20 protein-coding genes are annotated in these 20122 nt (G+C 71.1%); 13 read left to right on the top strand and 7 right to left on the bottom strand.

From position 1 onward, the window contains the following. Positions 1-5: 5 nt before the first annotated feature. From hisB to hisD, 3 genes are read right to left on the bottom strand one after another with little or no spacing between them, the layout of a single operon-like run. Positions 6-629 carry an imidazoleglycerol-phosphate dehydratase HisB gene (gene hisB, locus C3V38_RS12565; protein ID WP_061228796.1) on the bottom strand — a complete coding sequence of 208 codons (624 nt, stop codon included), beginning with the start codon at positions 627-629 and terminating at the stop codon, positions 6-8. Next, positions 626-1765, bottom strand: coding sequence for a histidinol-phosphate transaminase (locus tag C3V38_RS12560; RefSeq protein ID WP_106385912.1), 1140 nt, complete (start codon positions 1763-1765; stop codon positions 626-628). The genes hisB and C3V38_RS12560 overlap by 4 nt, the downstream gene beginning before the upstream one ends. Then, positions 1762-3102, bottom strand: a complete 1341-nt coding sequence (gene hisD, locus C3V38_RS12555; RefSeq protein ID WP_106385911.1) for a histidinol dehydrogenase — start codon at positions 3100-3102, stop codon at positions 1762-1764. Before hisD ends, C3V38_RS12560 begins: the two co-directional genes overlap by 4 nt. Positions 3103-3343: 241 nt before the next feature. On the opposite strand from hisD, the gene C3V38_RS12550 reads away from it, so the two are divergent. The 5 genes from C3V38_RS12550 to C3V38_RS12535 all read left to right on the top strand — a co-directional run bounded on the left by C3V38_RS12550 (position 3344) and on the right by C3V38_RS12535 (position 6931). Then, positions 3344-4030 carry a YceI family protein gene (locus C3V38_RS12550; protein ID WP_254425981.1) on the top strand — a complete coding sequence of 229 codons (687 nt, stop codon included), beginning with the start codon at positions 3344-3346 and terminating at the stop codon, positions 4028-4030. Between the two features lie 70 nt (positions 4031-4100). Then, entirely contained in the window at positions 4101-4844 is a 744-nt protein-coding gene (locus C3V38_RS17635; RefSeq protein ID WP_165001115.1) for a hypothetical protein, read from the top strand. Continuing rightward, positions 4790-5986: a sensor domain-containing diguanylate cyclase gene (locus C3V38_RS12545; protein ID WP_165001114.1), complete on the top strand. Its 1197-nt coding sequence runs from the start codon at positions 4790-4792 to the stop codon at positions 5984-5986. The genes C3V38_RS17635 and C3V38_RS12545 overlap by 55 nt, the downstream gene beginning before the upstream one ends. 14 nt (positions 5987-6000) lie before the next feature. Next, entirely contained in the window at positions 6001-6381 is a 381-nt protein-coding gene (locus C3V38_RS12540) for an EAL domain-containing protein (protein ID WP_165001113.1), read from the top strand. Between the two features lie 91 nt (positions 6382-6472). Beyond that, a complete protein-coding gene (locus C3V38_RS12535; RefSeq protein WP_007631991.1) occupies positions 6473-6931 on the top strand; it encodes an Hsp20/alpha crystallin family protein in 459 nt (152 codons plus the stop codon). A gap of 94 nt (positions 6932-7025) precedes the next feature. Here the strand turns inward: C3V38_RS12535 and C3V38_RS12530 are convergent, their stop codons facing one another. From C3V38_RS12530 to C3V38_RS18110, 4 genes are read right to left on the bottom strand one after another with little or no spacing between them, the layout of a single operon-like run. Then, on the bottom strand, positions 7026-8636 hold the full coding sequence (locus C3V38_RS12530; protein ID WP_106385907.1) for an NERD domain-containing protein: 1611 nt from the start codon (positions 8634-8636) through the stop codon (positions 7026-7028). 53 nt (positions 8637-8689) lie between these two features. Further along, the gene (locus C3V38_RS12525; protein WP_165001112.1) at positions 8690-9379 is read right to left on the bottom strand and encodes a bifunctional 2-polyprenyl-6-hydroxyphenol methylase/3-demethylubiquinol 3-O-methyltransferase UbiG; all 690 of its coding nucleotides are present in this window, start codon (positions 9377-9379) and stop codon (positions 8690-8692) included. Then, the gene (locus C3V38_RS12520) at positions 9363-10025 is read right to left on the bottom strand and encodes an NAD(P)/FAD-dependent oxidoreductase (RefSeq protein ID WP_254425980.1); all 663 of its coding nucleotides are present in this window, start codon (positions 10023-10025) and stop codon (positions 9363-9365) included. Before C3V38_RS12520 ends, C3V38_RS12525 begins: the two co-directional genes overlap by 17 nt. After that, positions 9986-10330: an FAD-binding protein gene (locus tag C3V38_RS18110; RefSeq protein ID WP_254425979.1), complete on the bottom strand. Its 345-nt coding sequence runs from the start codon at positions 10328-10330 to the stop codon at positions 9986-9988. Before C3V38_RS18110 ends, C3V38_RS12520 begins: the two co-directional genes overlap by 40 nt. 108 nt (positions 10331-10438) lie before the next feature. Between C3V38_RS18110 and C3V38_RS12515 the strand changes: the two genes are divergently transcribed. The 8 genes from C3V38_RS12515 to C3V38_RS12480 all read left to right on the top strand — a co-directional run bounded on the left by C3V38_RS12515 (position 10439) and on the right by C3V38_RS12480 (position 20032). Continuing rightward, the gene (locus C3V38_RS12515) at positions 10439-11026 is read left to right on the top strand and encodes a helix-turn-helix domain-containing protein (protein WP_106385905.1); all 588 of its coding nucleotides are present in this window, start codon (positions 10439-10441) and stop codon (positions 11024-11026) included. Positions 11027-11265: 239 nt separating this feature from the next. Further along, positions 11266-11868 (top strand): biotin transporter BioY, encoded by a 603-nt coding sequence (locus C3V38_RS12510; RefSeq protein ID WP_106385904.1) that lies wholly within the window; start codon positions 11266-11268, stop codon positions 11866-11868. Further along, positions 11865-12581, top strand: a complete 717-nt coding sequence (locus C3V38_RS12505; RefSeq protein WP_070721449.1) for an energy-coupling factor ABC transporter ATP-binding protein — start codon at positions 11865-11867, stop codon at positions 12579-12581. Before C3V38_RS12510 ends, C3V38_RS12505 begins: the two co-directional genes overlap by 4 nt. Position 12582: 1 nt before the next feature. Further along, on the top strand, positions 12583-13182 hold the full coding sequence (locus tag C3V38_RS12500) for an energy-coupling factor transporter transmembrane protein EcfT (protein WP_007631965.1): 600 nt from the start codon (positions 12583-12585) through the stop codon (positions 13180-13182). Between the two features lie 126 nt (positions 13183-13308). Further along, positions 13309-14796: a DUF3375 domain-containing protein gene (locus C3V38_RS12495; protein WP_165001111.1), complete on the top strand. Its 1488-nt coding sequence runs from the start codon at positions 13309-13311 to the stop codon at positions 14794-14796. Beyond that, positions 14793-15512, top strand: a complete 720-nt coding sequence (locus C3V38_RS12490) for a DUF4194 domain-containing protein (RefSeq protein ID WP_106385902.1) — start codon at positions 14793-14795, stop codon at positions 15510-15512. Before C3V38_RS12495 ends, C3V38_RS12490 begins: the two co-directional genes overlap by 4 nt. Further along, positions 15505-18825, top strand: a complete 3321-nt coding sequence (locus C3V38_RS12485; protein ID WP_106385901.1) for an ATP-binding protein — start codon at positions 15505-15507, stop codon at positions 18823-18825. Before C3V38_RS12490 ends, C3V38_RS12485 begins: the two co-directional genes overlap by 8 nt. 1 nt (position 18826) lies before the next feature. Continuing rightward, the gene (locus C3V38_RS12480; protein WP_165001110.1) at positions 18827-20032 is read left to right on the top strand and encodes a Wadjet anti-phage system protein JetD domain-containing protein; all 1206 of its coding nucleotides are present in this window, start codon (positions 18827-18829) and stop codon (positions 20030-20032) included. The last annotated feature ends 90 nt before the right edge of the window (positions 20033-20122 follow it).

Raw genomic sequence — 20122 nt, 5'->3', positions numbered from 1 at the left:
CGGCATCACAGCGCGCCCTTGGTCGACGGGATCCCGGTGATGCGCGGGTCGGGCTCGACGGCGGCGCGCAGGGCGCGGGCCACGGCCTTGTACTCCGCCTCGGTGATGTGGTGCGGGTCGCGTCCGTAGTGCACGCGGACGTGGAGGGCGATCCGGGCGTTGTAGGCCAGGGTCTCGAACACGTGCCGGTTGAGGACCGTGCCGTAGGGCGCGCTGTCGTGGCCCACGATGAGGTAACCGAGCATCATGTCCGGTTCACCGGTGTGCACGCAGTAGGGACGGCCGGAGACGTCGACGACGGCCTCCGCGAGCGTCTCGTCCATGGGGATCGAGCACTGCCCGAAACGGCGGATCCCGCGCTTGTCCCCCAGTGCCTGACCGAACGCCTGGCCCAGGAGGATCGCCGTGTCCTCGACGGTGTGGTGGGACTCGATCTCGATGTCGCCCGTGGCGCGGACCGTGAGGTCGAAGGCGCCGTGCTGCCCGAAGGCCGTGAGCATGTGGTCGAAGAACGGCACCCCGGTCGAGATGTCGGTCTGACCGGTGCCGTCGAGGTCGATCTCCACGACGATCGACGACTCCTTGGTGGTCCTCTCGACGCGTGCCCGCCGCGCGTTGTGCTCGTTCATCGTCTCTCCTCGCTTCCGGTGGCGATCTCATCGGCCGCCAGTTCGGCGCTCACCTGCAGCAACCGGTCGTTCTCGTGCTCGAGCCCGATGGTCGCACGGAGCCGACCCGGGATGCCCACGTCGCGGATCAGCACGCCGGCGTCGAGGTAGCGCTGCCACGCCCGGCCGGCGTCCGCGAACGGGCCGTAGAGCACGAAGTTCGCCTCACTGGGCAGCACCTCGTAACCCTGCTCCTCGAGTCCGGCGGTGACCCGCTTCCGCTCCTCGGCGAGGAGCGCGACCGAGGCCAGCGTCTCGTCCGCGTGGCGCAGGGCGGCGCGCGCGGCGGCCTGCGCGATCATCGACAGGTGGTACGGCAGTCGCACGAGCAGCACCGCCTCGACGAAGGACGGGTCGGCAGCGAAGTAGCCGAGGCGGCCGCCGGCGAAGGCGAACGCCTTGCTCATCGTGCGCGACACGACCAGCTTCGCCGGGTACTCGGCCAGCAGGGTGCAGGCGCTCGGCGACGGGGAGAACTCCGCGTACGCCTCGTCCACCACCACGATGCCGGGCGCGGCGTCGAGAAGTCGACGAAGGTCGTCGAGGTCCACTACGTGACCGGTGGGGTTGTTGGGGGTCGTGACGAACAGCAGATCCGGCCGGTGGCGACCGATCGCCGCCAGCGCGGCGTCGACGTCGATCGACAGATCCTCGCCCCGAGGCACGGGAATCCACTCGGTATCGGTGCCGGACGCGAGGATGGGGTGCATCGAATAGCTGGGCACGAACCCCATGGCCGACCGCCCGGGACCACCGAAGGCCTGCAGCAGCTGTTGGAGGATCTCGTTGGAACCGTTGGCGGCCCACACCATGGCGACGTCCACCGCGACACCGGTCTGACGGGTGAGGTACGCGGCCAGATCGGTGCGGAGTCCGACGGCGTCACGGTCGGGGTAGCGGTTGAGATCCGTCGCGGCGGCGGACACGGCGGCGGCGATATCGGCGACCAGCGCTGGGCCGGGCGGGTGCGGGTTCTCGTTGGTGTTGAGCTGAACGGGGACCTCGAGCTGCGGCGCGCCGTAGGCGCTCTGGCCACGGAGGTTCTCCCGGAGTGGCAGGGCGTCGAGGCCGACGCCGGGGCGGGGGTCGGCGGTCATCGCTCGTCCTGCCCTGCGGCCAGGTCCTCGAAGCGGGCGCGCACGGCCTCGCCGTGGGCGGGCAGCCGCTCGGCGTCGGCCAGCGCCACGACGGTGGGGGCGATCTCCTTGAGGGCGGCCTGGTCGTAGTCGACGACGTGGATGCCGCGGAGGAAGGTCTGCACGCTCAGGCCCGACGAGTGGCGGGCGGTGCCGGAGGTGGGCAGGACGTGGTTGGACCCGGCGGCGTAGTCGCCGAGCGGCACCGGCGAATAGGCGCCGACGAAGACGGCGCCGGCGTTGCGGACGCGCGCGGCGTCGGCGGCGGAGTCGCGGGTCTGCACCTCGAGGTGCTCGGCGGCGTACGCGTCGACCACCTTCAGGCCGGCGTCGATGTCGTCGACCAGGACGATGCCCGACTGCGGCCCCTCGAGTGCCTCGCGCACGCGCTCGGAGTTGAGGGTGACGTCGTACCGGGCCTCGATCTCGCGGTCGACCGCGTCCGCGAACGTCTCCGAGTCCGTGACCAGGACGCTGGCGGCGTTCGGGTCGTGCTCGGCCTGGCTGATGAGGTCGTAGGCGACGTGCACCGGGTCGGCGGTCTCGTCGGCGAGGACCGCGATCTCGGTGGGGCCGGCCTCGGAGTCGATGCCCACGACGCTGCGGCACAGCCGTTTGGCGGCGGTGACGTAAACATTGCCGGGGCCGGTGACCATGTCGACGGGCTCGAGGACCGCGCCATCGGTGTCCTCCCCTCCGTAGGCGAGGAGCGCGACGGCCTGCGCGCCGCCGACGGCCCAGACCTCGTCCACTCCGAGGAGTGAACACGCGGCGAGGATGGTCGGGTGCGGCCATCCTCCGAAGTCGGCCTGCGGCGGTGAGGACACGACGAGCGATCCGACGCCGGCGACCTGGGCCGGGACGACGTTCATGATGACGCTCGAGGGGTAGACGGCCTTGCCTCCCGGGACATAGAGCCCCACCCGCTCGACGGGGATCCACTTCTCGGTGACGAACCCGCCCGGGGCGACCTCGGTGACGCTGTCGCTGCGCCGTTGCGCCGAGTGGACGATGCGCGCGCGCCTGATGGCCTCGGCCAGTGCGGACCGGATGTCCGGGTCGAGTTGCTCGGCCGCGCGGTCGATGACGCCGGCGGGCACGCGCACCGAGTCCGGTCGCACCGAGTCGAACTCCTCACCGTGGTCGAGCGCTGCCCCGGCCCCGTGCTCGCGGACCGCCTCGACCACCGGACGGACGGTGTCGACGACGGAGTCGACGTCGGCGGCGCCGCGCGGGAGCGTACGCCTCAACTCGGCCGTGCCGAGAGAGCGACCGCGCAGGTCGATGCGGGAGAGCATGGTGTGGCCTTTCCTCGGGAGCACCGTGGCCGCGGGCCGGATCGACGCCCGTGTCGCGAGGACAAGGTCTGCCATGACCCGCGCGGCCACCCGAATAGTCTAGTGCCGCCGACGGCGTCCGCGACTCGGGCCACCTGCCCGGGTGACCGCCGGGCGGGTCGTGCGACCCACGCACACGCCGCGCACGGATTGTCAGCCGGCGCTCATCCTTCCGCGGCCCCCGCTTTCTATGCTCGTCGGCATGCGGAAACTCCTGTGGGTGGTCGGTGCCCTCGCCGTCGTCCTCGTCGTCGTCCTCGCCGCACCGTTCGTCTACAAGGCCGCTCGCGGCGGCGATGACACCGCGCCGACGGTGATCGATGTCGAGGCCGCCGACGCCGCGGCGACCGACCTCGACGGCACCTGGGTCGTCGTGCCCGGCGAACCGCCGAACGGCACCGTCGCCGGGTACACGGTCGACGAGATGCTCCGCGGCGAGCCGGTGACGGTCGTCGGCACGACGAACAAGGTGAGCGGCGAGGCCGTGATCGCGGAGGGCGTGCTCGAGACGGGCCGTTTCGAGGTGGACATGGGCGGCCTGTCCACCGACATCGGCGCGCGCGACGAGATGGCCCGCTCGGCCGACATCCTCGACGTGGCCGGGCACCCCGTTTCGACCCTCGAGGTGGCCGATCCCGTCGACCTGGGCGCCGTGCCCGACGACGGCACCACCGCGACCGTGCCGATGCAGGTCAACCTCACCGTCAAGGGCACCACCGTCCGGACGCCCGTCGAGGTGACGGTGCTCCGGTCGGGCGGTCAGATCATCGCCTCCGGCGCGATTCCGGTGACGTGGACCGACCTGGGGGTGGAACCCCCCAGCCTGGGATTCGTCACCGTCGCGCCGAACGGCACCGTCGACTTCCGGGTGGCCCTGGAGAAGCGGTGACCGTCGCCCGGAAGGGCGGGAACGGCCCGGTTCACCTCCTCGAACGGCGGGGCGCTGTTAACATTGGCCGATGCAGTCGTGGACGACCCCGCGGCTCCAGGAGTCCGGCGTCTCCCTGCACTGGCCCGTCGCGGGCGTGATCGCCCTGTGGGCGCTCGTCCTGCGCGACCGCGCGGAGTACTGCGCCTACGTCGTGGTGACGACCGTGGTGCTCACCGTGATGAGCGTCTGGACGGGCCTCGGATGGTCCGAGTCATTCGTCCTGGCGTTGGCCAATCTCATCGCGGGGGTCATCACACGCTGGGTGGCCCTCGCACTGGTCCCGGTGGGTCGGGGCGTAGACAGTCTCACCCGGTACGAGCGGGCGCCGATCGAGCGGTCAGTCCGCGAGAACATCGGCCGGCTGGCGACCCCCTACGACGTCTTACGCCTGTTCACCGCGGCGTTCGTCGGTGCGGCGGTGGGGTGGACGGTCGCGGCGGTCGCCCTGACCCTGGACGGGACCGCCCCGGCGTTCACCGAGGGTGTCGTGTGGGTGCTGCGCAACCTCGCCAACGTCCTGTGGGTGACGGGGACCGGGCTCGCGCCGCTCTGGCGCCGGGGGGAACGGCGCCGGGCGTCGGTGCTCGACGTGGCCGTCGCGTACGGTGCGACCACCGTGACCGGCGTCATCGCCTTCGTGTTGAGCCCGTATCTGCCTCTGGCCCTCCTGATCCTGGTGCCGCTCTTCTGGAGCGGCGTGCGCTCTTCTGGAGCGGCGTGCGCTCCACCACCGCGGTCGCCGCGGTCCACTCCATGTACACCGTCGTACTGATCTCGCTACTGGCCTGGGTCACGTCGGGCTCGATGCTCGGCGTCGAGTTCGACCCCGTGTCGGTGACGGTCCGCCTCTACCTGGTGATGATCGTCGCGTCCCTCATCTCTCTGGTGGTGGCGACCGCGGTCAACGAGTTCGTCCGGCTCAACGACGATCTCACCGGGGTCGCGGCCACCGCGGAGCACCGCGCGGTGCAGTTGCGGGCCGTCACCGAGACCATCCCGGACGCGCTGGTCACGGTCACCGCCGACGGAAACGCCACCGCACTGAACGCCGGCGGCGTGACCTTCGTGCGGACGGGCGAGGACGGTCGACAGCGCGTGATCATGCCGCAGGACGAACAGTGGACACGGATCCCCGCGGAGGACATCCCATCGGCACGGGCCCTGCGTGGAGAGACGGTGAGGGCCCAGAACTTCCTGCACGCCGACGCCTCTGGAGAGGAACGGGCATTCGAGCTGAGCGCTTCGCCGCTCGTCCCGGACGGCGGGGAGCACCCGGACCGGGCGCTCCTGCTGATCCGCGACGTGACCGACCACCACCGGGTGATGCGCGAACTCGAGATGCTGGCGGAGAGCGATCCGCTGACCGGCCTGCTCAACCGGCGCCGGTTCGAGCGGGAACTGATCTGCCACCACGGCAAGCATCGGCTGGACGGCCGGGGCGGCGGGGTGCTGGTCCTCGACCTCGACGGGTTCAAGGACATCAACGACACGTTCGGCCACGCCGCGGGAGACGAGATCCTCAAGGGCGTCGCCTCGATACTCGCCGCGTCCACGGGCCCGTCGGATCTCATCACCCGGCTGGGAGGGGACGAGTTCGCGATCCTGATGCCCCGCGCCGACCGTGACCGGGTGCAATGTGTCGCCGACCTACTCGTCGAGCGGGTGCGTGACTACGCGCGGTCTCTGGACGGCGCGAAGAGCAAACTCAGCGTGTCGATCGGAGGGGCGACGTTCGAGGCGGCCGACGAGCAGGGCGTGGATGCGGTCGTCGCGGCCGACCGGCTGATGTACGACGTCAAGAACACGGGATGTGACGGCGTGATGGTCGTGGGTCGGAGCGAGGGCCCCCGCGAGCGGACCCGCACCCGGGTGGAGTGGAAGAACCGGCTCGAGCGCGCGCTCGAGGCCGACTGACCGAGACCTCGCCCGTGAACGACGTCTCCGCGGCGCGATCGTTGGCGCAGCGACTGCGCGCAGCCGGAGTCCGCCTGGCACTGGACGACTTCGGCACCGGGTTCGCCTCGTTGCTCTACCTGCGGCACCTGCTGTTCGACTTCGTCAAGATCGACGGGGAGTTCGTCACCGAACTGGACACGTCCGAGACCGACTGCACGATCGTGCGTTCCATCGTCGACCTCGCCGCCGAGCTGGGCATGCAGGCGGTGGCCGAACACGTCGGCTCGTCCGGGGTGCTCGACGTGGTCAGCCGGGAGGGGATCGCTCTCGCTCAGGGATTCGGGATCGGCCGACCGTGCACCGAGGACGAGTTCGTCACCCGCCACCTGACTGCCTCGAGCAAGGAAAGATGAGTCGGGAATACTCAACGCATGGGCTCCGTTGGACGAGGTGCGATCCCGGAGAGACCGGGCGCTCCCCGATCAGTCCTGAAGGAGACCTGCGATGGCCACCAGCAACCGCTTTGATCCGTTCCGTGAGCTCGACCGCCTCCTGGGCGAGGGGCTGCGCAGCGCGACCGCCTCGACCTCCCTGCCGATGGACCTCTACCGCGAGGGTGACCGCTTCATCGGCCTCATCGACATGCCCGGCGTCGATCCGGCGAGCATCGACATCGACGTGGAGGACCGCACGCTGACCGTGCGGGCCGAGCGTCGCTCCCCGATCGACGGCGACGGCCAGTGGCTCATGCACGAGCGCCAGTCGGGCGCGTTCGCCCGCCAACTCGCTCTGGGCAAGGGCCTGGCCACCGACAAGATCGAGGCCGACTACACCGACGGTGTCCTCCGGCTGGTGATCCCGGTGGCCGAGGAGGCGCAGCCGCGCAAGATCGCCGTCTCGCACGGCACCCAGCGCACCGAGCAGGCCGAGATCGTCGAGGGCTCGTCCGACCTCGGGAGCTGACCTCCCGCCTCGCACCGACGCGCGGTGTCGACTCATCCCGCCGCCCCGGCCTCTCACGAGGTCGGGGCGGTGGCGTGTATCCGGGGCACCTGACTCAGCAGTCGATCTCCCCCACCACGACGAGCACGTCGGTCGCCCTCGACAGACCCACGTAGATGCGTTCGCGGAGGCGGTCGATGCCCTCGTACCCGTTGCACACCAGTACGACCGCCCGCCGCTCGAGTCCCTTGAAGCCCAGGACATGTCCGTAGAAGATGTCCTCTCCGCTCCAGAACGTCTCCCAGTAGGCGTCGTTGCCGTCCTCCTGCAGCTCCACCTGCATCGGGTGGCGTGAGCCGATCGTCAGCAGGGCGACGTCACCGGGCTCCCAGCCCTCGTCGAGCAGCCGCATGGCCTCGTCGTCTCCCACCGCGATCGGGTCGGCCCCCTCCGGGACGTCGACGTACCGCACCGCGGGGCCGGACCCTCCCCGCAGCTCCATGCGGTGTCCGACGAGCGGGAGGAACGCGCTGGCGATCTGCCGGGTGTTGCGGAGGTTGTGGTCCAGCACGAGGGGCACGAGGTCCACGGGCGGTCGACCCGCCCGCTGGAAGACGCTCTGCCCGACGTCACCGACGATCATGAGGCGACCGTTCTCCCGGTCACGCAGAGCCCCGATCACGGGCTGCCACCAGCTGTCGGCGAAGTCCTGGGCCTCGTCCACGATCACGGCGTCGAAACGCCGGCCGTCGGGCAGCCCGTCGGCCAGCTCGGACATCAACCGCGGGAGCTCCTCCTCCCACCACCGCACCGACTCGGCGGACCGGATGCGCTCGTCGGGCCCCGCCGGGGCGCCCCATTCCACACCGAGGGCGTGGAACTCCCCGACGTAGGCGGGCCGTTCGCGCCGCTTCCATCCGTTGGTGACGCGCCTGAGGTAGCTGGCCAGGCCGTGGGAATAGCAGATCAATGCCACCCGCTGCCCGTCTCGCGACAGCCGGCGGGCCTGCTCTAGAGCGAGGTAGGTCTTGCCGCTCCCGGCGCCGCCGCGGATCTCGACGCGCGGGAGGGCGTCGACCGCGCGCAGCAGCACCGACTGTTCGCGGGTGAGCGCGTCGGCGATGTCGGCGTTCTCCGCGGCACGCGCCACCACGTCGCGCTGCGGCAACCCGCGACCGCCGAGGATCTCGGCCAGCCTGTCGACCGTGTCCGCGGCGAGGAACGGGCGGTCGGCCGGTCCGGACTCCCGCGCGACCCGGTGCGCGACCGACGCGAGTTGATCGAGTTGGTCCCGGTCCACGATCCGGTCGCGGCTGATCTGCGGCAGCGCGAAGTCGCCGGGGATCGAGGCGTTGGGGAAGACGAGCAGGTGGGTCCAGCGCTGGTGTTGTCGCGGCCAGCGTGGGTCCTCGCTGACGTAACCACGCAGGGCGTACAGCGCCTCGCGGCACTGCGTCACCGGGTCGATCGTGAACTGCTTGCCGCCACTGCCCTGCACCCAGCGTCCGTCCTCGACGGTGATCTGCCCGGACTTGATCTCGATGGCCACGATCCCGGCACCGGGCATCGCGACGAGGGCGTCGACCTCGTGCTCCTTCTCCGCCGTCGACACGCGCTGCCCCACCACGACGAGGCAGTCGTCGGCCAGCTGGTCCCGGAGCAGGTCGACGACCCTCTCCTCCGAGGGAGGGCCGTAGACGGGGTGAGCGGGGATGACGCGGGGCATGTGAGAACAGTTACCTCACCCGCCCCGCCGGCGGGTGAGGTACGCGCCGGCGGTCACGTCCTCCGGGTGGCCCTGACGACGACATCGTGCACGGTCACCGCGGCGCCGCCGCGCCCGGCCATCTCGCGCGAGCACTCGAGCGCGGTGTCGATCCGCCACCGGTCCCGCCCGAGCACCGAGGTGATCCCGGCGGCGGTCGCACTGGCCTCGGCCGGCGGGTGGGCGCCGTGGTGGAGATGCCCCGCGGCGCCGTGGTGGCCGTGCGCTCCGCGCTCTCCGTGGTGGAGGTGCCCCACGATGAACAGCGTGCCGCCCGGGGTCACCCAGCCCGCGAGTCGCTCGTAGAAGTCCAGCTGCGGGATCGAGGGGTGGGCGTAATGCGTCGTGACCAGGCCGAACCGGACCTCGGGCTCCCAGACGGACAGGTCCGCCTCGAGCCACGACACCCGGTCGACCAGGCCGGCCGCCGCCGCACGACGCGCCGCGACCTCGAGCGCCCCGGCCGCGAGGTCGACCCCCGTCACGCGCCAGCCTCTCGAGGCCAACCACAACGCCTCGGCCCCGGCCCCGCACCCGGCCTCGAGCGCCGTCCCGGGACGCAGCCCCGCGATCTCGCGGACGAGGTGCGGATTGGGTGGGCTCGTGGCCATCGCGGACGCCCGGCCAGCGTCCCCGGCGTTCCCGGTGTCTGCCGCGCCGGACCAGACGCAGTCCCAGTAGCGACGGTCAAACTCGTGCGTCATCGACCACCTCACCCGCCTGCTCGGCGACAGCACTCTCGAGGTCGGCGGTCACCAGCGCGGCGTTGAGGAACTGCGCGACGCGGGCGCCGTGTGCGGCCGCCGCTCCGACCTGCGCCATGAGGTCCGCGCAGTTGCCGGCCGCCCACACGCCCGGCACCGAGGTGGCGCCGGTCTCGTCGGTGGCGATGAACGTGCCCACGGGGTGATCGTCCGCCGTCACGCCGATCGCGGTGTAGGGCTCGACCCGCACGGTCATCCGACTGCCCACCACCACCGCGTCGAGTTCGATGACCTCGTCGTCGTCGACCCGGACGCCGACCACACGCCCACCGTCGGTCTCCACCCGCGAGATCCCACCCTCGACGATCGGTATTCCGAGCGCGTCCAGATGGACGCGGTCCTGCTCGTCGAGCGGCCGCCCGCCGGTGAGGAAGGTGATGGCGCGGCTCCACTGGTGGAACAGCACGGCCTGGTGCACGGACATCGGGCCGGTCGCGATGACGCCGATCCGCTGGTCGCGGACCTCCCAACCGTGGCAGTACGGGCAGTGCAGGACGCCGTGCCCCCACTGCTCGCGCACCCCGGGAACGTCCGGCAGCTCGTCGGTCACCCCGATCGCGAGGACGAGCGTGCGAGTGGGCAGCACCGTCCCGTCGGCCAGGATGACGTCGAAACCGTGCCGGCCGGGCGGGTGTCCACGACCTCGCCGTCGACGACCTCGCCGTCGTACCTCTCCACCTCCGCGCGCCCCCGCGCGAGGTACTCCGACGGCTCCACACCGTCCAACGCGAGGAGACCGTGGATCCCCTCGGCCGGCGCGTTGCGCGGCCGCCCCGCGTCGATGACCGTCACGCCACGTCGTGCGCGCGCCAGTGTCAGGCCGGCGCTGAGCCCGGCCGCCGCGCCGCCCACCACGACCACGTCCCGCAGGTCGTCGATCCGTGTACTCATCTGTCCGTCTCCCCCGCTCTGGGCCGGCGGTCGCGGCCCTCGTCCCTCGACGATGGCGCCCGCACCTCGCAGGCGCAACGTTCCTTGCCGAAATGGCAAACTGGCTTCATGACCGACCCGACCTCCCAGACCCTCACCGGCGTGGGACCCCGCCTGCGGTCCCTGCGACGGCGCCGCGACATGACCCTCGCCGAGCTCGCCGACAAGACCGGCATCTCCCCCAGCACGCTGTCCCGCCTCGAGTCGGGACAGCGCCGGCCCACGCTCGAACTGCTGCTGCCGCTCGCGCGGGCGCACGGCGTCACGCTGGACCACCTCGTCGACGCCCCGCCGACCGGCGACCCCCGCATCGCCCTGCGGCCCTTCACCACCGACTACGGCGCCACCGTCATCCCGTTGTCACGCCGGCCGGGCGGGATCCAGGCGTACAAGTTCGTGCTACCCCGGGGGAGGGACGACGACGAGCCGCACCTCCACGTCCACGACGGCCACGACTGGGTGTTCGTGCTGGACGGCCGACTGCGACTGGTCCTCGGCGAGCACGACCTCATCCTCACCCCGGGCGAGGCTGCCGAGTTCGACACCCGCACCCCGCACTGGTTCGGTGCCACCAGCGCCGGCCCGGTGGAGTTCCTCAGCCTGGTGGGCCGGCAGGGCGAACGAGCGCATATCCGGGCCAGCACCGCGAGGGACTGACCGGTCGTACCGGGGATAGGGTTCCGGATACCCGGCCAGGCCCTCTGACGTCGGGGCCGCAGTGGCGGGGGCGGGCGCGGGGACGGGCGCGGGGGCGTTATCCCGAGTTCCGCGCCCCCGGGGTTTCTTTGTCCGGGACGGCGCGCCCCCGCCGACCCCACTGTGCGCCGGGCCACCCCCCGTGCCACAATGAACGGTGTTCAGGTCGCCCTGCGGCCGCAGCGTCACCAAGGAGTGTCATGAGCATGTCGATCGACACGGTCCCGGCCCGCAGCGCGACCCGGGACCTCGCCCAGATCGCGGTGTTCGCCGCCCTCATCGTCGTGCTCGGTCTGCCCGGCCAGATCAGCATCGGCTCGGCGGGCGTACCCATCACCCTGCAGACCCTCGGCGTGATGCTCGCGGGGTCGCTGCTCGGCTGGCGCAAGGGCGCCCTGTCGGTGCTCGCGGTGATGATCATCGGCCTGGCACTGCCGGTACTCGCGGGTGGCCGCACCACCCTGACCTCGCTGGCCGGCCCCACGGCGGGCTTCCTCATCGGCTGGATCCCGGCGGTGATCGTGATCGGCCTGCTCACGGCGTGGGTCCTGCCGCGCTACCGCGTGCTGCCGGGGCTGCTCATCAACATCGTCGGCGGCATCGGGGTGATCTACGCGGTGGGCGTGGCTGGGATGCTCATCCGCACCGAGCTCACCGTCACGGGCGCGATCGCCGCCAACACGGTCTTCCTGCCCGGCGACCTGCTCAAGGCGGTGGTCACCGCGATCGTGGCGGCACAGGTGCACCGCGCGCGTCCCGGGCTGATCGCCCCGCTGCGCGGGCAGCGTTCCACGGCGGCGTGACCAGCCCGAGCGCCCCCGACCCGCGCGGCGCCGAGATCCGCTTCGACGGAGTCGGCCACGCCTACGGCGACCGGCCCGTCCTCTCGGACGTCGACCTCACCCTCACCGAGCGCCGCATCGGCATCGTCGGCGTCAACGGCGGCGGCAAGTCCACGCTGGCGCGCATGATCAACGGGCTGGTCGTCCCCACGTCGGGCACCGTGACGGTCGACGGCCTGGACACCCGCCGCAAGGGCGCGCAGGTCCGGCGCCGGGTGGGCTTCTGCTTCACCGACCCGGACACCCAGATCGTCATGCCCACCGTGGCGGAGGACGTGGACTTCTCCCTGCGGCGCTCCGGGATGGGCAAGGAGGAACGACGACGACGAGTCGCCCAGGTGCTCGAGACGTTCGGCCTCGCCGGGCATGCCGGTCATCCGTGCCACCTCCTGTCCGGGGGGCAGAAGCAGTTGCTCGCGCTGGCGGCGGTGCTGGTGATCGAGCCCTCGGTCATCGTGGCCGATGAGCCCACGACCCTTCTCGACCTGCGCAATCGCCAGTTGGTGGCGGAGACGTTCGCCGCTCTCGAGCAGCAGCTGGTCGTGGTCACCCACGACCTGGACCTGGTCGCCGATTTCGATCGCGTGCTGGTGGTCGACGGCGGCCGCGTGGTGATCGACGACTACCCCGGGCCCGCGCTGGCCGGCTACCGGCGCATCGCGCTGGAGCGGTGACGTGTTCGCGACCTACATCCCCGGGGACTCGCTGCTGCACCGCCTTCCCGCCGGGCTGAAGATCCTGCTGGTGTGCGTCCTCATCCTGGCCGCGACCCTGCTGATCCGCGAGCCGTGGCACGTCCTTCCCGCCCTGGCCCTGACCGGGGCGCTGTACGCGATCGGCCGTATCCGCCCGCGCGCGGCGTGGGATCAGGTCCGGCCGGTCCTGCCGATGCTGATCGCCATCCTCGTGCTGCAGTGGATCGTCGCCGACCTCGACACCGCCCTACGGGTGTGCGGTGCGCTGCTGGTGGCCATCGCGGTGGCGGGCCTCGTCGCGCTGACGACCCGCATCTCCGACATGCTCGACGCGGTCACGCGCGCCGCCGGCCCCCTGCGCCACGTCGGTGTCTCGCCGGATCGCATCGCACTGGTGCTCGTGCTGACGATCCGTGCGATCCCGCTCATCGCCCGCCAGCTTCGGCAGGTCACCGAGGCCCGCAAGGCGCGCGGCCTGGGCATGTCGATCCGTGCGCTCGTGGTGCCCACCGTCCTCGGCGCCCTCACGACGGCCGACCAGCTCGGCGACGCCCTGGCCGCCCGCGGCGTCGACGACTGAACCGGCCAACCGTCGGCATCCGCCGCGCCGGCCCATCGACAAGAGCGTTCCGCGCACCCCCTTCTCGCACTACGTGTTCCGAACACTCTGGAGGATGAAGCGGCACCGCGTGCCACCATGAGACTCGTGTCCGCGCTCGCCCGTTTCCTCCAGCTCTCAAGGCTGAACGGCGAATCATCCGCCCTCTCGCTGCTGCGTGCCCAGTTGTGGCCGCTCATCGTGGCGGTGCTGGCGGAGGTCTTCGAGGGGTCGTCACGGCGTGTCCCGTCCTCGGAGTTCTACGAGTTCCTCGACAGGACCCTGACTGCCGTCCGCGACTCCGGCGCGGACGTTCCGGGAACAGCCCAGGCCTACGTACGTCAATGGGTCGACGCCGGCTGGATGCTGCGCAGACCCGGCACCGCGGCGACGGGTGAGACGCTCGAACCCACCCAGTCCGCACTCGTGGTGATGGACTTTCTCGACGGCCTGCAGACACCGCGACGCGGACTGACCGTGTCCCGCGTCGAGACGCTCACCCGGCAACTGGAGGACCTCGCACGGGACACCGACCCGTCCGTTCAGGGCCGGCTGGCCGCCCTCCACCGGGAGCGCGACCGTATCGACGCCGCCATCGCACGTGTCGAGGCGGGCGACCTCGAGCTCGCGGACCCGGAGCAGGTCGGGGAGAAGGTGTCGGAGATCCTCCGCGGGGCGGATGACATACCCGCCGATTTCGCCCGCGTCCGCGCCGAATTCGAGTCGCTCAACCAAGACCTCCGTCGTCGTCTCCTCGACCAGGACGGCGCGCGCGGTGACGTCCTCGACGCCGTCTTCGGCGGCGTCGACCTCATCGGTGACTCCGAGGCCGGCCGCAGCTTCTCGTCCTTCTACTCGGTGCTCCTCGATCCCGAACGCTCGGCGTCGGTCGACACGTGGATCGACGACATCCTGAGCCGACCGCAGGTCGCCGACCTACCCCCGTCAGCCAGGCGGGGCCTGCGGGAGCTGTTCGACGAGATGGAGACCGCCGGGGCTGAGGTCAACGGTGTCCTCACCTCTCTGTCTCGCAGCCTGCGGCACTTCGTCACCTCCGACGCCTACGTCGAGCACCGGCAGATGCTGGCACTGATCCGGTCCGCCCGCGCCGCGGCAGCCGAGGCGAGCGGCGCGCGCGCCGTGAAGCCGACCAGTCAGATGTCGGTGCCGCTCCGTCGGGTCGGAATGTCGGTCCGGTCTGTGAGCGCGCTGCGCCTGCGGAATCCGGGAGAGGAACGGGTGGCGGCGGAGGTCGCGCACCACGAGGAGGGCCACGCGGACCTCGAGGCCCTCACGGCGCTTGTCCGGGCCTCGGAGATCGACGAGGCCGAACTCCGCGCCCATGTCCGCGACGTGGTGTCCAGGCTCGGCCCGTCATCCATCGGGGCGATCCTCCGCGAACACCCGGCCACCCAGGGCGTCGCCAGTATCGTCGGGCTGTTGAATCTGGCCATCACCACGCAGGCCGAGGCACCACCGGATGACCCGTGTTCGGTCGAGACCGTCACATGGACGAGTGGATCCGGCCCGACCTTGAGCGCCCGGATCCCGACCCTGGTGTTCACGGCCGATCGAGTTCTGGAGGAGGATCTGTGACTACCCCTGCGACGGCCGATCCCGACGGACCTGACGGTGCGGGTGATGACGGCCTGTGGCCCGGTGACACCGGGACGCTGTCCTTCGCCTCCAGACGCGCGTTGGCCCGGCTGCTCACGGGCCCGCTGGTGCAGGCGCATCGCCAGCCGGAGATCTGGGCGGCTGTGGTCTCCGACGAGCCCGCCATGCGATCGCGACTGGCGGACGTTTTCCTCGATCTGGTGCTGGACCACGACGCCGGTATCGCCTTCACCAGGCAGGTCGACACGGGTGGACGGGTCGAGGTCCCGGCGGTACTGCGGACCGAGACGCTGTCGCACATGGACACCGTCCTGCTCCTGCACCTGCGGTCCGAGTTGTCCGTGGCCCAGCCCGGCGAGCGGGTGATCGTGGATCGCGAGGACGTGGCCGAGCGGGTCGACGTCTACCGTTCCGTCGTCGACTCCGACCGGAGCCGGTATGCGCGCAAGTTCGACGCCTCGTGGAACCGGCTCAAGAGCTACTCGCTGCTCTCCGACACGGAGACAGCGGGGCGCGCCGAGGTCTCCCCCGTCCTCCGCCACCTGTTCGACGCGGACGTCGTCGCGGGGATCCGCGACGAGTACCGCGCCCTGATCGAGGCGCGCGGTGGGGCCGACGGTGAGCACGACGGCGAACCGGCCGGCGGGCGGGACGACGCTCTGTTCGACGACGACGAGGTGGTCGACGATGACTGAGGCCCTACAGCTTCCCGGAGCTCCGGAACACCCTGATCAGCTGCGACTGTCGCGAATCCAGGTGTGCAACTGGGGAACGCTTGACGGGTATCACGACGTGGAGGTGCCGCGGAAGGGGTTCCTCATCACCGGCGGATCCGGGTCCGGCAAATCGACCCTCATCGATGCGGTCTCAGCGGTGCTCGTGCCCCCGGCGCACCTGCGATTCAACGCCGCCGCGCAGGAGGAGGCGGGACGGGGATCGGGGCGCACCCTCGTGTCCTACATCCGAGGTGCCTGGCGGCGGGGAGCCGACGCCGAATCCGGCGACCTGGCCTCCGTCTACCTGCGTCCCAAGGCCACGTTCTCCGCGATCGCCCTGACCTACTCGAACGGCCGCGGCACCAGCGTGACACTTCTCCTATTGCTCTACCTGCGTTCGGGCGACAATTCCGCGGCCGGGGTCAAGCGTCTCCACGGGGTCCGCGAGCACTCGTCCGACGAGCCCACGGACCTGCCGGGCCTGTTCGGCTACCTTCGCAGTGGCATCGACAAGCGGGCGCTCAAGCGGGAGATCCCGGACGTGAGGTTCCACGACAGCTACTCGGCGTTCGCCGCCGCGTTCCGGCGTCGGCTGAGCATCGCCTCCGAGTCCGCTCAGCTCCTGCTGCACCGGACCCTGTCCGCCAAGTCGCTGTCCAGCCTCGACCAACTCTTCCGCGACTTCATGTTGGAGGAGCCGGGCACCTTCGCGGTGGCCGACCGCGCAGTGGCGCAGTTCTCGGAGCTTCGTGAGGCCCACCGGTCGGTGGTCGACGTGCGCAAGCAGATCGCCCATCTGGCCCCGCTCGCCGACCTGCGGGCCTCCCGGGACCGCGTGCTGGCGCTGGCCGACGAGCTGGACGCTGAGAGTGAGGCTTTTCCCGCGGTGCAGGCCGCCGTGACCATCGAACTCGTCGAGGAGGAGCTGCGAACGGCCCGCGGGGCACTGGTGGCTGCGGAGTCCACCACCGCGTCCGCACGAGATCGATTCGATGTCCGACGCACGGCGACCGACGACATCCGCGCCCGACTCCGGGGTAGCGCCGGCGCCGGGCGGGATGAGCTGGCGAGAGACCTCGACCGGGCTCTCGAACACGCCACCGACGTCTCCGCCCGGCGTGCGCGCGCGGAGACGGAGGTCGAGCGCCTGGGCGGCACCCTCCCGACGTCTGCGGAGGACTTCGCCGTCCTGCTCGCCACGCTCGAGCGCGAGGACGCGGAACAGGAGGCCGAGCGGGCCCGGGATCGCGAGACCCTGCGGGAGGTGGCCGGGTCCCTCAACGAGGACCAGCGCTCGCTCGAGGAGGTGACCGCGCAGCTGCAGGCGCTGTTGCGACACCGCTCGAACATCGAATCCCGGCTGCTGGCCGCCCGCGACCTCGTGTGCGAGGAGGCGGGGCTGAGCGCGCGCGAACTGCCGTTCGCCGGTGAACTCCTCGATGTCCCCTCCGAGCACGCCCGATGGCGTCCCGCGATCGAGCGGGTCCTGTCCGGCTTCGCCCGCACGATGCTCGTCCCCGACCATCTCCGGGACCGGGTGGCCGCCGCCGTCGACTCGACCCACCTGGGCGTCCGCCTGGTCTACGAGGTGGTCGACCACGGCGACGACTCGGCCGCCCGGAGAACCGGCCCGAACAGCCTCGTCCGGAAGGTCCGCCCCGCCACCGGGCCGTTCCTCCAGTGGCTCAACCGCAGGCTCGCGGTCGAATTCGACGTGACCTGCGTAGAGACCGCGGCCGAACTCGAGCACCATGACAAGGCCGTCACCCTGCACGGGTTGATCAGACGTGGGGCGCGGTTCGAGAAAGACGACCGCCGACGGATCGACGACCCGGCGGCGTTCCAGCTGGGCAGTATGGACGACTCCAAGGTGGAGGCACTGACCACCCTTCGGAACGAGATCCAGGCACGTATCGATACGCACGAGCGGCAGTGGACCGGACTGGACGACCTCGACGCGCAGCGTCGCGCCCGCCAGCGCGCGGCCGCCACCCTCCTGGGCCTGCGGTGGGAGGAGTTGGACGCCGACACCGCCGGGGAACGCGCCCGGGCCGCCCGAGATCGCCTGGAGCACTGGCGGGAGCAGCATCCCGAGGTCGCGGAGATGGAGCGGGACCTGCGCGCGGCAGAGGAGGCGCAGTCGCGGGCCCAGGCGGAGTACGACTCCGCGAACCGGGCCGGAGCGGTTGCCGCGAGCGTCGTGGAGGGTCTCGAGAGGCGGCTCGCCGATCTGACCGGTCATGACAGGCGCGACGTCGACGAAGGCGCCGCGGCCCGCATCCGCGAACGACTGGCGGCTGCGACGCGCCGCCTGACCGCCGAGAACGTGCAGGAGGTCTGCCAGCGCGTCGAGCGGTCCATCGCCGCCGAGCAGGTGTCCACCGCGACGGCGCGCGACCGGCTCCATCGGCGCATCACCGCGGTTCTCACGTCGTACCTGGAACTGTGGCCTGCCAAGAAGGCCGATCTCACATCCGATCCGGAATTCGTCGGTGAGGCCGTCGAATGGCTGATCCAGCTCCGCCGGGACCGCCTCGCGGAGTTCGAAGACCGATTCCTCGGGCTCATCGGGGACATGCAGACCCGGAATCTGGGGGAGCTCGCCCGTCACATCCGCCGCGCCCGCTCCGAGATCGAGGCCGGGATCAGACCGGTCAACGACTCGCTGCGCCGATCGGAGTTCCAGTCCCGCCGGTGGCTACAGATCGAGGTGCGTGACCGACGTACCGAGACCGTCACGGACTTCCTGAGTGACCTGGAGAAGGCGGTGTCCGGAGCGCTCGACAAGCGCACCGTCGACACCGCGGAGGCCGGTTTCGCGGTGATGTCGCGCCTCCTGGACCGGCTGGGATCCGCGGATTCCGCCGACCGACACTGGCGGCAGACCGTGCTGGACACCCGGCGACACGTCGGATTCATCGGCGTCGAGATCGACGAGAACGGGGCACCGACCAACTACCACGATTCCTCCTCCGGCTTGTCGGGCGGTCAGGCGCAGAAGCTGGTGTTCTTCTGCCTCGCCGCGGCGCTGCGGTTCCAGCTCGCGGATATCGACGCCGATGTACCGCGCTACGGAACCGTGGTCCTCGACGAGGCGTTCGACCGGGCCGACCCCGACTACACGCGCCGCGCGATGGACGTGTTCACCGACTTCGGGTTCCACATGGTTCTGGCGACCCCGCTCAAGTTGTTGCAGACCCTTGAGCCGTACATCGGCGGTCTGGTGGTGGTGGGCATCGAGGAAAGTAGTCGCTCCCGCATCGAGCGGGTCACCTGGGAAGCTGCGAGCTGACATGACCGGGCCGACGACGCCGCGCGATCCCGATGATCTGGCCGAAGCGTGCGCCACCCGGTTCACCCGCCGGTGCCACGAGTGGATCGCCGACCCCGACTCCGGTGCCGCGAACATCCTGCGATTCTCCACCGCGTCCCCGACCGCGGCGCGGGCCGCGGACGACCCGGTCGGCACGGCGGACTGGATCCGGAGGTGGCGGGAGTTCGATTCCGCCCACGGCGCCCGGGATGTGGAGACCACCTGGGTGGAACGCCGACTGCCCGGATTCGGGGTGGTCGCCCTCCCCCGACGCGCGGAGGTCCGGGGCGACCGGGCGATCGCGCGGATCGCGGGACGAGCCGCTCGCTGGGAGGCGATGCTCGCCCGGGCCACCGACCTGTTCCGGTTGGGCTCCGACGAGCCGGTCCTGCGACTCGCCGCCGCGGCCACCGCGCCGACCTGGGAGAAGCTGAGCGACGCGGACATGGAGCGCCTGCTCGCCGTCTGCCGGTGGGCGCTCGAGCATCCCACGGAGGGATTGCGTGCTCGTGAAGTCGCGGTCCCCGGGGTCGACACCAAGTGGATCGAATCCAGGATCCGGGTTGTCGAGCAACTGGTCGACGCGGCACGAAGTGGTCGCGACAGCGCACGCCCCGACGGCGCGGTTACTGCCTCCGGTCTCGGGCTGAAACGCTCCGACCTTCGCGTGAGGATGCGGCTCCTCGACCCCGCGATCGATTTCCCACTGCGCGACGTGGAGAGCCCGGTCGATCAGCTCGCCGCGCTGTGGCCCGGTTCGGAGGGGCCGCGCACCCTCGTCGTCGTCGAGAATCTCACCACGTTCCTCGCGCTCCCCGCGCTCCCCGGAACTGTCGCGGTGTTCGGCCGAGGGTTCGCGGTCGATGCCGTCGCCGCGCTTCCCTGGGCTCGGACCGCCCGCATCGTCTACTGGGGCGACCTCGACTCCCACGGTTTCGCGATCCTCGACAGACTCCGACACCACGCGCCGCACGCGGTCAGCGTCCTCATGGACATCGAGACGCTCGACGCCTGGGGCGAGTTCACGGTCCCCGAGCCCACGCCGGCCCGCGCGGCGCCCACGCGCCTCACCCCCGACGAGACCGCCGCGCTGGAAGCGTTGACCGGCCGAGGCGACCTTCGGCTGGAGCAGGAACGTATCCCGTGGGACTGGGCGCTGCCTCGCCTTCGATCGGCGCTCGACTGAACCCGCGTCGGCCCGGCCCCGGAAGCACGCGTCTCGTTGGCGACCCGCCCCGCCCGTGATCAGCGCCGCTCCCGACCGCCCGCCGCTGGG

It is taken from the genome of Dietzia sp. oral taxon 368 (assembly GCF_002999155.1).
GTDB lineage: Bacteria > Actinomycetota > Actinomycetes > Mycobacteriales > Mycobacteriaceae > Dietzia > Dietzia cinnamea.
The sequence above is the reverse complement of the archived record's forward strand: the minus strand, read 5'-3'. Positions and strand labels throughout refer to the sequence as shown.

Excerpts from the sequence above, each read along its gene's own strand:
- hisB (WP_061228796.1), bottom strand. The coding sequence starts at position 629 with ATGAACGAGCACAACGCGCGGCGGGCACGCGTCGAGAGGACCACCAAG.
- C3V38_RS12560 (WP_106385912.1), bottom strand. The coding sequence starts at position 1,765 with ATGACCGCCGACCCCCGCCCCGGCGTCGGCCTCGACGCCCTGCCACTC.
- hisD (WP_106385911.1), bottom strand. The coding sequence starts at position 3,102 with ATGCTCTCCCGCATCGACCTGCGCGGTCGCTCTCTCGGCACGGCCGAG.
- C3V38_RS12550 (WP_254425981.1), top strand. The coding sequence starts at position 3,344 with ATGCGGAAACTCCTGTGGGTGGTCGGTGCCCTCGCCGTCGTCCTCGTC.
- C3V38_RS17635 (WP_165001115.1), top strand. The coding sequence starts at position 4,101 with ATGCAGTCGTGGACGACCCCGCGGCTCCAGGAGTCCGGCGTCTCCCTG.
- C3V38_RS12535 (WP_007631991.1), top strand. The coding sequence starts at position 6,473 with ATGGCCACCAGCAACCGCTTTGATCCGTTCCGTGAGCTCGACCGCCTC.
- C3V38_RS12530 (WP_106385907.1), bottom strand. The coding sequence starts at position 8,636 with ATGCCCCGCGTCATCCCCGCTCACCCCGTCTACGGCCCTCCCTCGGAG.
- C3V38_RS12525 (WP_165001112.1), bottom strand. The coding sequence starts at position 9,379 with ATGACGCACGAGTTTGACCGTCGCTACTGGGACTGCGTCTGGTCCGGC.
- C3V38_RS18110 (WP_254425979.1), bottom strand. The coding sequence starts at position 10,330 with ATGAGTACACGGATCGACGACCTGCGGGACGTGGTCGTGGTGGGCGGC.
- C3V38_RS12515 (WP_106385905.1), top strand. The coding sequence starts at position 10,439 with ATGACCGACCCGACCTCCCAGACCCTCACCGGCGTGGGACCCCGCCTG.
- C3V38_RS12510 (WP_106385904.1), top strand. The coding sequence starts at position 11,266 with ATGAGCATGTCGATCGACACGGTCCCGGCCCGCAGCGCGACCCGGGAC.
- C3V38_RS12485 (WP_106385901.1), top strand. The coding sequence starts at position 15,505 with ATGACTGAGGCCCTACAGCTTCCCGGAGCTCCGGAACACCCTGATCAG.
- C3V38_RS12480 (WP_165001110.1), top strand. The coding sequence starts at position 18,827 with ATGACCGGGCCGACGACGCCGCGCGATCCCGATGATCTGGCCGAAGCG.